Origin of the sequence: Nostoc sp. DedQUE07 (genome assembly GCF_034530975.2) — a bacterium.
Taxonomy (GTDB): Bacteria; Cyanobacteriota; Cyanobacteriia; order Cyanobacteriales; family Nostocaceae; genus Nostoc.
The window spans coordinates 1-11,519 of the sequence record NZ_JAVRCC020000099.1 but is presented as its reverse complement, the minus strand read 5'-3'; the positions used below and the strand labels follow the sequence as shown (position 1 = coordinate 11,519).

The following is an 11,519-nucleotide window of genomic DNA, read 5'->3' as shown; positions in this document are numbered from 1 at the left end:
TCTCTACGTAAATTCATGTTTTCACTCCCCAATCAAATATGAGTCCTATATAAAAGTTCAAAATAATCTAGAAATTTTACTTAACTTCTGGGAGCAAACATGATAATTAAAACACTCACTAAAGCTAAACATACTCCAATTAAGTCGTAGCGGTCTGGAGTTACCCCATCTACCTTCCAACCCCAAAGCATTGCCATTGCGATAAATACGCCGCCATAAGCTGCATAGACTCTGCCAAAATTTGCCGATTGGAAAGTTGCAAGAATCCCATAGAAAGCTAAAGCAATTCCCCCCAATATGCCCCACCAGACCGGCTTACCTTCGCGCAACCACAACCAGATTAAGTAGCCACCCCCAATTTCAAATAAACCAGCCCACAAAAAATACAGCAGAGACTTAAGCATTTGATCGATTATTTAACAACATATAAGTCAGTAAAATTACGCTAACGGTTTTAAGTAAACTATTGTCATTAATTAAGGTAAGTTTATTGACCAAATTGGGTATGGGGCATTGGGCATGGAGCATGGAGAAGAGACAAAGTAGACAAGGAAGAGCAGGGAGACTTGGGAGAGACTTGTTCAATAATTCCCCCTTGTCTCCTTGTCTCCTTGTCCCCTTGTCCCCTTGTCTCCCTTGTCTTCCCGATCCCACTTGTCCCCTCATTTCCCCACTCCCCAGAATGTAGATAAGGCTCAAGGATGAAAGCACCATTACCTGATAACGAAGCCCAGAGAATCGATGCAGTTTTGCAGTATAAGATTCTCGATACGCCATCGGAAGCCACCTTTGACGATCTGACTCGTTTAGCCTCGTATATTTGTCAGACTCCTATTGCCTTAATTAGCTTAATTGATACAAATCGCCAATGGTTCAAGTCAAAAATCGGTTTGGATGTCTCAGAAACGCACCGAGATTTCGCATTCTGTGCCCATGCCATTCTCCAGTCTGATGTTTTGGTAGTGCCTGATGCAAAAGATGACGAACGGTTTGCAACAAATCCACTGGTGACATCTGACCCAAATATTCGGTTTTATGCTGGTGTACCTTTAACTAACCCTGAAGGATACGTCCTCGGAACCCTGTGTGTAATTGACTACGTACCGCGAGAACTTAATCCAGAACAAATAGAGGCATTACGAACTTTAGGTCGTCAAGTCATAAAGCAACTGGAATTGCGCCGAAATTTAGCAAGTTTGGTACTTGTTAGCAAGAAAAGCAACCAGGTACAGAGGGTACACAAGCAATTTTTCAAAAAGATTGCAGCAAGTTTTGGTTTGTCGTCACTAATTTTAGTTCTGATTGGGGTGGTTTCCGATCAAAATACAAGAGTATTTAGTAATTTTAATCGCAGTATCGTAAAAAATACTTATAAAAAACTTAACAGCCAAGAGGAAATACTGTCCCAGGTAAAGGATGCTGAAATTGGGCAACGTAGTTACATCTTCACTGGAGAAAAACTTTATCTAAAATCGTATCAAACAGCACTTAGTAACGTCGATCGAGAAATTGCCAAGCTGAAGAATTTAACAGCAACTCAACCGAACCAACAAAAGCAGATTGCAACGCTTGAATTTCTGATAACAGCTAAACTTACTGAACTAAAACAGACTATCGATTTGCGCCAGAATAAGGGATTAGAGGCAGCGTTGCAAGTACTGCTGAAAAACGATCGACAAAATCTCATGGATGATATCCGCAAGGCGATCGCTGAGATGGAAAACGAGGACAGGGGACGAATCCGACAGCAGTCACAAGCAGCAAAGACTTGGACTCGGAACACAATTTTCACATTGGCGATCGCTATTTGCCTAAGTTTTATCGTTCTTGCTGTAGTCTACTACTCGATCTATCGTGAGGTTATTGAGCGGAAGAGGACAGAAGAAACCTTAAATCAAGAACGCAACTTTATCTCAGCAGTCCTTGATACAGTCGGAGCCTTGGTAATAGTTCTCGATTCTCAAGGACAAATTGTTCGTTTCAATCAAGCCTGTGAGCAAATAACGGGTTACTCCTTTGATGAGGTGAGGGGTAGGTATAGCTGGAACTTGTTACTACTTCCTGAAGAGGTGGAGGCAGTTAAAACAGTTTTTGACCAGTTACGATCTGGTCAACTTTCCAATAATTATGAAAATTATTGGGTAATGAAAGATGGTAGTCGGCGGCTGATTGCCTGGTCGAATACCATCTTAAAAGACTATGAGGGCTGTGTTGAATACATAGTTGCTACTGGCATTGACATTACCGATGCCAAACGCACACAAAAGCATCTGACAGCACAATATGCTGCAACCCGCGTTCTAGCAGAGTCCGCCACAATTAGCGAAGCTACTCGCCAAATATTGCAAGGAATCTGTGAGAGTTTGGCATGGGATTTGGGTGAAATTTGGATGGTAGATGAGCAAGCAAATGTGCTGCATTTTCTCGATATCTGGCATAAAGCATCCATTGAAATGCAAGAGTTTGAAATACTGAAGCGGCAAACCACCTTTGCACCCGGAATTGGACTACCTGGAAGGGTTTGGGCTAGTTCTGAATCAGTTTGGATCGCTGATATCGCTAAAGATATTAATTTCCCTAACTTCAAAATAGCTGCTCAAGTAGGACTACACGCAGCTTTTGGTTTTCCGATCCGCAGTGGTAACAAAATCCTCGGTGTGATTACCTGCTTCAACCGTGAAATCCAGCCCCTTGACGAAGATTTAGTAAAAACGATGAATTCTATCGGCGAGCAAGTAGGGCAATTTATCCAACGTAAACAGGCTGAAGAAGAAATACAACGCCAAAATTTGCGCTCGCAACTATTTACCGAAATCACCCTGAAGATTCGTCAATCTTTGGACATCGAAGAAATTCTCCAAATCACTGTCGAAGAGGTACAAAAGATTCTCCAGACTGACCGAGTTTTAATCTATCAGCTGATGCCAGAAACTACTGCAAACACCGTTGTTGAAGCAGTAGTTTCTGGCTTACCAGCAATCAAAGAGCAAAACAACGCCGCCCCCTACTTTGAAGCAGAATATCTCCAACAGTACTATTTACAGCAGTACCGTCAAGGCAAGGTTTTCGGACTGGATAACTTGGATCTTTTGGAAGTTGAACAAAGCCATCTGGAATTAATGCAACAGTTTGGGGTCAAAGTCAATTTGGTTGTACCTATTCTTGTTAAAGAAGAACTTAGCGGTTTGTTCATAGTTCATCAGTGTGACGATTCCCACCACTGGTCTAGTTTTGAAACCGATCTTTTGCGGCAAATAGCCGACCAAGTAGGTATTGCTTTAACCCAAGCCCAACTATTAGCAGCAGAAACTCGTCAGCGACAAGAACTTGAAATTGCCCGTCGCCAAGCCGAATTAGCTTCTCAGACGAAAAGTGCCTTTTTGGCAAATATCAGTCATGAAATTCGCACTCCGATGAACGCTGTATTGGGGATGACTAGTTTGGTGTTAGATACTCCTTTAGACGAAGAACAGCGAGATTTTATTGAAATAATTCGGAGTAGTGGAGACGCTCTTTTAAGTTTAATCAACGAGATTTTGGATCTTTCCAAACTTGAGGCTGGAGAGATGGCTCTCGAAACTCTCGATTTTGACCTATCCACTTGTGTAGAAGACGTGGTGGAATTATTGGCTCCTTCAGCCCATAACAAGGGATTAGAAATTGCTGCAATAATCGATCGCAACGTCCCCACTCAACTCAAAGGAGATACTGGTAGGCTGCGGCAAATTTTGATGAACTTAATCAGCAACGCGATCAAATTTACCAGCGCTGGCGAAATATTAGTACAAGCCGAATTGCGATCGCTTTCTTTGACTACAGCCACTATCCATTTTGCGATTACAGATACAGGTCTTGGCATTAGCCCTGAAGACCAACGCAAACTCTTTACACCATTTACCCAAGTGGATGCTTCGACCACTCGCAAGTATGGTGGTACAGGTTTAGGATTAGCCATCTGTAAACAACTTGTAACCTTGATGGGAGGAGCGATCGGGGTAGAAAGTCAGATGGACAAAGGATCTAAGTTTTGGTTTGAGTTGCTTTTTACCAAACAAGTTGAGCCTGTTGAGCCAAAATGCGAACGCGGACTTTTGCAAAATCGCCGCTTATTGGTAGTGGATAACAACACTACTAATTATAAAATCATTTCCCATCAAGCTACTCATTGGGGAATGGAGGTAGATCGAGCTGACAGTATTGCTGCGGCCGTTAAAGTTATTCAGCAAGCTAGCGAGCAGGGAAAATCATATCATGTTGCCTTGGTTGATATGCAAATACCCCAAACAAATAGCATGACAATAAAAGAACAAATTCCAGCCAATTCTGCAATTGCTAAGATTCCTTTGATTCTGCTCGCCTCTACTAATCAACGGGATGAAGTACAACAGGCGCTCAAAATCGGATTTGCTACTTATTTATTCAAACCCATTAAGCCATCACGACTCCTTGATGCCATTTTAGAAACTCAGCCGGAATCAGAACAAGGGTGTAGAGGCAGAAAGTTAGAGGCTACAGAAGAAATTCCGAGTACAGAAACTTCAAGTATTCTTACTTCCTGTCCCTCTAATCCTTCTACTAAATCCAAGTTAAGAATTCTCTTAGCCGAAGATAATTTGGTGAATCAGAAAGTAGCACTAAAGCAACTCCAGAGTTTGGGCTATAAAGCTGATGTCGTTGCTAATGGAAAGGAAGTTTTGCAGCTTTTAGAAAAAATTCCTTACGATTTGATTTTAATGGATTGCCAAATGCCAATTCTCGACGGTTTGGAAACCACAAAAGAAATTCATCGTTGGCAAGAGGATGCTTTTGCATTGGGTCATCGTCCTGTAGTGATTGCGATGACAGCTAATGTGATGAAAGAAGACGAAGAAACTTGTCTAAATGCCGGAATGGACGACTATTTGAGTAAGCCAGTATTTAAAGAAAAATTGGCACAGACTTTAGAATATTGGACAGGTGCGATCGTTTCCCAGCAAGAGGCAGGTGTGTATGAACAGACAGTTTCCACTGACTTAGCAATTGATTGGGAACACTTGCATCAGATATCAGGAAACGATCGAGAATTTGAATTAAATTTATTGCAAATATCCATTGAAGATATTAAACCCCGTTTAGAGATAATTAAAGCAGCGATCGCAGCTGATGACTTTGGGCAAATAGCACGAGAAACTCATCACCTTAAAGGTGCTAGTGCCAACATTGGAGCTACAGCTATGTACTTAGCAACTGACAAACTAGAACAATTAGCTAGCGATCGAGACTTTAGAGGTACTACTAATTTAATTTTAGAATTAGAAGAATTTGTCAACTGTATTCAATACTTTTTAATTAAAAACAAAGCCGTCAAGGAGGCAGGGGGCAGGGGGCAGGGAGCAGGGAGCAGGGAGCAGGGGGAAAGGGGCTTTTGGGATTTTTGCACAGATGCGGTAATCATAAGTGATTAACCGGACTTGATATAAAAACCAAGATTGTGGTGTTGAGTTGAAAGACTGTTATGAAAAAAGGTATTGGTTCCGCCGCGCTCGTGCCAAATGGTGAAAAATGGTCGATGCTGTCGGGCAATGGTTTCGATGACACTACATCAAGGACACTACATCAAAGACAATTGCCCGATTCATCCCGACACTTGACATTATGCAAATTATGTATTACGTTTGTAGTATGCAAAAAAAAGCCTCCTCAAAAGCATTGCAATAATGCTTTCCTTGGGTCTGTAGCTCTAACGGTAGAGTTCCCAGATGTCACTTGTGCCCTGACAGAAAAAGCTTACATACTAGCTCAATAGTAGAGCGATCGTCTCTAAAACGATAAGTTGCAGGTGCGATTCCTGCGGTGTAACCACAGCTTTTTCGACTCGCACGAGGTGTGAGTGTAACTCTCACAGGGAGGGTATCGGTTCAATCCCGATCAGATCCACTAATATCAATTCGTAATTAAAACAAGAGGTGATTGTAATGGTTCATATTCGATTTGAAGGACGTTCTGTTGATGTGCCAAAAACCCAATTGGGAATTGCAGCAGGGATGAACGATCTGGCAGTGAAGGAGCGGGTTGCTCGGCATTTAGATGTAAATAGCGATCGCCTCTCTGCTTACGTAATCGATCGCCGTCCGGCGATCTGATCGTCCGTCCTGAAGCTGTCTATGGTTAAATTTCAGAGTCATCCGTGCCCTAACAGAAGAAGCATACATACACATTCATAACGGCCCTAAGGTAGTAAAGTTCGAGCGATCGGACTAAGCGAAGCATGATTTCTAAGTCTCTGGTAGATTTAGCGTGCGTGCCCACTGCCAATATTTGGTAAGAGCGGCCGTAGCTGTAAAAAGCTTTTTGAACTTGCACGGAATGATTTAAGACTCAATTCTGCGCCCTAACTTGTGAAGTCTACACACACTCCGGCAACGGAATGCAGGTTCGATTCCTGCCGCTCCCGCTAATGGGAGCGTAGCCAAACTGGTAAAGGCAATCGTGAAAACTGCTTTGCTAACTTGCGCGGAATTTCAATTATTTAAATCGTATTTATCTATAACCTTTACTCAATACGGAGGTGAGTTCAATGATGTTAGCTAACTCATGTTTAATAACAACTCAATTAGCACAACTGCATTTAAAGAATGTGAGATATGAGCGAACATCGTTTGAGCGAGATTGTGATTGAGCGTCCTCGCGGTGGGAGGAGAATTAGCCTCAAAAAGGTGACTGGCTTTAAGAAGCAATTATACAAAATCACCCAGGATGCAATTCAGGATGGATTGTTGAATTCTTACCTGATTAAACCAATAAATAAATCCAAGTATCTTTCAGATCATCTCGGCCCCCTGCGTCGGTTTTTACGCTCAAAAGTCGGACAGCCTTGGAATGAGGTTTACAGCCAACTGTGTCAACGATTAGATCCCAGTACAATGGCAGGACGGCATGTTATCGATCATGTGTGGGACTACGTTGAACGCCATGTAGAAATAATTGATGGTGGTTTTTATAGCAAGCCTTATCAAGGGTATCGAAATCAGCTAGATGTAAGCCATCGCGATCGCTTCTATATCCATCCTGAAACTGGAATTCTTTGTGCAGCCGAGAAAATACCTCGAAAGCAGAAGCAAAAGCAGGAACAAACTGATATTGTCATCATTGATAATTATCATCAATACCAGAAGCTAAACGAAATTTGGTATTTAATTACCTTTGAAGATTTGCCATCGCCACCCATTCATTATGTGAGGGATGCTGTCAAAGGTATAATTCATCGTTCTGTGGCATATACAGGTCGAATGATTTACGCTGTTAAGAAACAGCAGTGTAACAAGAAAGAAATTCGATTTATTTTAAATCAACTTTCTAAAACCTAAAATTTTCACTTCGTGCCCTAACTGAAAAAGCTTACATACTAGCCGAATGGTAAGGCACTTGACTGAAGATCGAGCAACTACGGGTTCAAATCCCGTGTGTGAATCAACAGCTTTTTCGACTTGCACGAAGCGATTTTATTTCATTTAAATATGGAGGTGAGAACGATGAAAAAGATTAATTCTTTCAACATCGAGCCTGAAGATTTCGACGAATTTGACGATTTCTGCTTTTGAACCATCGAGCAAACGTCGTCGTGGCTACCCATCTGAAAAAGCTGTTAAACGTGGCGATCGCCTTGTTCATGGCGATAAGGAACTACAGGAAAAGCTTGGTAACAATGACCTTTGTCTTTGTGGTTCTGGTCGCTGCTTTCAAAAAGTGCTGTCGCAATAGCGGCAGATATGATGGCAGCCTACGCAGCTACTACTTTTAGGGAGTAAGAGCAAATTCGATAATTTTCCGCTCATTACCCAGTCCCTAATCCCCAGTCCCTTTTACTTGGCAGTTGTTGCCGCGCCCCGATCGCGGAAGCTTACATAACTCTGCATAAGTTATATCCAATGCTTCTACAACTTGCGCGGTGACTTTATCGCCCCGCGTGCAACATCTGCCTCCTTCAATTTTAGATTTTAGATTTTGGATTTTTGATTGCAATCCAAAATCGTAAATCCAAAATCCAAAATTCTTAGAGGAGGTTCATAATGAACACCGCAGAACGTGACCTGCGTTTGGAAATGCTCAACAGTTTGCTGACAACTCCTCACCGCAAACTTGAGCAAGTCGCAGAAATTCATCAGTTAATTGTTGAACTCGATCCCATCTTCTACGGACACTTGGCAGTTTGGTATCAGCGTTATGGTGATGTCCGCGACCACAAGGAGGTGTTTGTTGCTCACTTGCTAACTAGCAATTTGACTGAACACCGAGATGCTGGATTTATGATGCTGCAAGAGTTTCCACCCTATCAGGTGGCTCGTGTGGTGGACTTCATGAAGCAGCAGCAGAATAAACTGCCTCGTTCAGCTCGGACTGCGGTACGGCGTTACCTAAAAGCACGGGAGAGCAATCCGGCTCTGTTCGATCGCGCTGCGCTCAGAGGTCGTAAAGCAATGAAGCACTTATACGCTTCACTGCACATCAAGCCAAATGAGCGGGCAAATGCGATTCTATTTGGCAATACTCCTCCAGAGGGTTCCTTGGCAAATGTGCTGAAGCAGCTTGCTAAGGCAGAAAATGCCGCAGAACAGGCACGGCTGATTGTGGAGTTCAAAATTCCATACACGATCGCAGTTGGTGCAATTAAGCAACTCACACCAGTTGTCTTGGTGGCGTTAATCAACAGCATGTCTCCACAAGAAGCGATCAACAACCTCAAGTCTCTCCAGACTAGAGGTGCAATGGATCATCCAGAAGTCAAGAAGTTGATTGATTCCAAACTAGAAGCAGCGTCTAAGAGTGGGCGTGTCTCAGCATTCAAAGCACAGGTTGCCGCAGACGTAGGAGATTTTGACGCAGACACGGTTGCTCAACTGGAAAAGGTGACAAACGAACAGGTAAAGCGGCGTGGTGCGATCGCTCGTCCAACTGCTTTACTAGTGGACAAGTCTGGTTCAATGGAAAATGCGATCGCGACGGGTTTGCAACTCGCTGCTCTAATTTCTGGTATCACTAAGGCAGAACTGTTTGTCTACGCCTTTGACACAATTCCTTACGCTGTTACGGCAAAAGGCAAGGAGTTAAGCGATTGGGAACGCGCCTTCCAGCACATCAAGGCAGGCGGTGGTACTAGCATCGGCTGTGCATTGGAAGCAATGCGGAAGAAAAAGCAGGTAGTTGACCAAATAATTTTGGTGACGGATGAGGGCGAAAATGCGGCTCCTTACTTTGGTGAAGTTTACAAGAACTACTGCCGGGAGTTAGCGATAATGCCCAATGTGGTGATTGTCCGTGTGGGTACTCATTACAACTGGGTGGAGAGTCAATTGAAGCAGCAGCAAGCACCTGTAGATACGTTCACTTTCGCGGGTGACTACTACAGTTTGCCGAACATCGTCCCACTCCTGACGCGCCCCTCTCGCCTGGATTTGCTGATGGAGATTTTGGATCTGCCGTTGCCTGTGCGGGATGATAAGTAGGTTCTAAAGTATGACAATGCTTATTATCATAAATAGTAAGCATTGAATTTTTTCAATGTTACCTACTTGTACTTTTTTCAAGCCAAGCAACTAAATAAGAAATATTTGAAAACTCGAAAAACTCTTCTCAGTTTGAGTTTACCTGTTGGGATTTTGGCAACACAAAGAGCTTTATTGCCTTTGAGTCGCGATCGCCAGCTTTGTACCAGGAACTTTTCGCACCTTATCCATTACACTTACCGTCAGCCCCATATATGCTTTTTCATCGGCATTAATCACTACTAATACATTTTGATTACTGCCAACTAAAGTACGTATTTTTTCTGTCAAAGCATCAAAAGTAGTTGGTTGGCGATTTAAGCTTACTTGTCCTTGTGAATCGATCGTAATTGTAATTTTCTGTGGGGTTTGTGATTGTTGTCCAGTACTAGCTTTAGGTAAATTTACTGGCAGCCCTTCGGAATTAGTTAAAAACAAAGTCGAGATAACAAAAAACGTCAAAAGAGTGAAAACTACATCAAGTAATGGCACAATGTTAATTTGTGCCGGAATATTCGGTTCTTTGGGTAACTTCATAAGCTTTTTCTGTTGGTTGAAAACGACGAAGGTAGATTAGTTCTAAGTGTCCGCCATACTCCTCAATACGTTCTATTTCACGCTGGTATAAGCCTCGAAAAATACTGGCAAATGTGAGTGTCATAATACCTACTAACAATCCGAATGAAGTAGCTATTAAATCTTCACTAATACCTGCCGTCAAACCAGCTTTATTGGTAGCACCAAGATTACCAATATTTAAAGATGCAAAAGTTGTCATCAACCCAAATATTGTTCCCTGAAGACCAAGTAAAGGTGCAAGTCCAACAATTGTGTCAAAAATATGATTAAAACGCTTAAGAAAGGACATCTCAACTTTGGCTTCAGTTTCCAATGCCAAACGAAACTCTTCTGGATTCGGGTTCTCAAGTTCTAAAGTAAAAATAAAAATGCGGGCTATGGGTAAATCAATATTTTTTCGTAGTTTTTCTATAGCCCCAACTACATTATTTAAACGGTACAAATTCAAAACATCTCGTGCTACACGCTGTTGACGTTTATAAATTTTCCACCAAAAGATTGTACGCTCGGCAGCTAAAGCTAATGCCAAAATTGAGCAGAAGAGCAGAGGCCACATGACAGCACCGCCTGCTTCAAACAATTCACGTATTCCACCTAGTTCCATCTAGTCCCTTTAAATTTATGCAAATAACTCAAGAACAATTATCAATAAAATACCATGCTGTTGAGATAATTTGTCAATATTTGTTCAAATTATACATATTCTAAAGTTCGGTGAAGTCTATAGAACTTATGCATTGACAAAGACAGCCAACTGTGAATTACCTCTCGTTACCAGGCTCTGCCTCTCATCAAACAAGTAGGTAGTAGCCCACCTTGATTGCATTCCTAGGCACAGCCTGGGAACAAGGCAGGGTAAGACTTTTAGTTTAACAGGCTAACTCTTCACATAATAGTCAATGTGTAAAGTGCCTAAGTCCTAGAAACTGCCAAGCTTATGCATATATCTATAGGAATCATATTTGATTTTTGAACAAAATTAGGTATTGTAGGGTGTGTTAGAACACAGTTCGTAACGCACAAACCCTTGATGATGGTGCGTTACGCTGTCGCTAACACACCCTACTGGCTAGTGTTACATGATTCATCGGTCTGCAAAATCAGTTTTGTGAAGAAATGTTACATACAACCTTAGTGTTTGCATAAAAGAGAGATATCAATCGCATTAGTCGCTAGCAACTCAAAATTAGAAATTTTGTAGTTTGCAGACAAAACTTAGGAGAACATTTCCAAATGGCTGAAATTAATATCTACAAACTGGATTCCGAAATCTCAATGACCGATTTAGATGATAAAGAATGCAATGACATCATAGGTGGTTTAGCGACAGCTAACTTAGCAACATCTGAGTTTGGGATAGCTAACTTAGCAACATCTGATTTGGGGATAGCTAATTTAGGGATAGCTAACTTAGCAACA

The 11,519-nt window shown here is 42.0% G+C and carries 8 protein-coding genes, 1 tRNA gene and 1 pseudogene; 7 read left to right on the top strand and 3 right to left on the bottom strand.

Annotation, left to right across the window (positions count from 1 at the left end; all coding sequences use genetic code 11):
- Nucleotides 1-80: 80 nt before the first annotated feature.
- A complete protein-coding gene (locus RMZ95_RS33705) occupies nt 81-404 on the bottom strand; it encodes a YnfA family protein (protein ID WP_322683656.1) in 324 nt (107 codons plus the stop codon).
- Nucleotides 405-701: 297 nt separating this feature from the next.
- On the opposite strand from RMZ95_RS33705, the gene RMZ95_RS33700 reads away from it, so the two are divergent.
- The 6 genes and pseudogenes from RMZ95_RS33700 to RMZ95_RS33675 all read left to right on the top strand — a co-directional run bounded on the left by RMZ95_RS33700 (nt 702) and on the right by RMZ95_RS33675 (nt 9,482).
- Nucleotides 702-5,444: a GAF domain-containing protein gene (locus tag RMZ95_RS33700; RefSeq protein WP_322683655.1), complete on the top strand. Its 4,743-nt coding sequence runs from the start codon at nt 702-704 to the stop codon at nt 5,442-5,444.
- Between the two features lie 510 nt (nt 5,445-5,954).
- Nucleotides 5,955-6,151: pseudogene (locus tag RMZ95_RS33695) on the top strand (hypothetical protein).
- Between the two features lie 472 nt (nt 6,152-6,623).
- The gene (locus RMZ95_RS33690; RefSeq protein WP_322683654.1) at nt 6,624-7,346 is read left to right on the top strand and encodes a hypothetical protein; all 723 of its coding nucleotides are present in this window, start codon (nt 6,624-6,626) and stop codon (nt 7,344-7,346) included.
- Between the two features lie 32 nt (nt 7,347-7,378).
- Nucleotides 7,379-7,447: transfer RNA gene (locus RMZ95_RS33685), tRNA-Phe, on the top strand.
- A 113-nt stretch (nt 7,448-7,560) separates the two neighbouring features.
- A complete protein-coding gene (locus tag RMZ95_RS33680) occupies nt 7,561-7,740 on the top strand; it encodes a hypothetical protein (RefSeq protein WP_322670160.1) in 180 nt (59 codons plus the stop codon).
- Nucleotides 7,741-8,048: 308 nt separating this feature from the next.
- Complete coding sequence (locus RMZ95_RS33675; RefSeq protein WP_322683653.1) at nt 8,049-9,482, top strand: vWA domain-containing protein; 1,434 nt, start codon at nt 8,049-8,051, stop codon at nt 9,480-9,482.
- Between the two features lie 171 nt (nt 9,483-9,653).
- Here the strand turns inward: RMZ95_RS33675 and RMZ95_RS33670 are convergent, their stop codons facing one another.
- Both RMZ95_RS33670 and RMZ95_RS33665 read right to left on the bottom strand, forming a co-directional pair.
- Complete coding sequence (locus tag RMZ95_RS33670) at nt 9,654-10,058, bottom strand: biopolymer transporter ExbD (protein ID WP_322683652.1); 405 nt, start codon at nt 10,056-10,058, stop codon at nt 9,654-9,656.
- The gene (locus RMZ95_RS33665; protein WP_322683651.1) at nt 10,018-10,704 is read right to left on the bottom strand and encodes a MotA/TolQ/ExbB proton channel family protein; all 687 of its coding nucleotides are present in this window, start codon (nt 10,702-10,704) and stop codon (nt 10,018-10,020) included. Before RMZ95_RS33665 ends, RMZ95_RS33670 begins: the two co-directional genes overlap by 41 nt.
- A 629-nt stretch (nt 10,705-11,333) precedes the next feature.
- Here RMZ95_RS33665 and RMZ95_RS33660 point away from each other — a divergent pair.
- On the top strand, nt 11,334-11,519 hold a 186-nt coding region (locus RMZ95_RS33660; RefSeq protein ID WP_409884500.1), incomplete at its 3' end, for a hypothetical protein.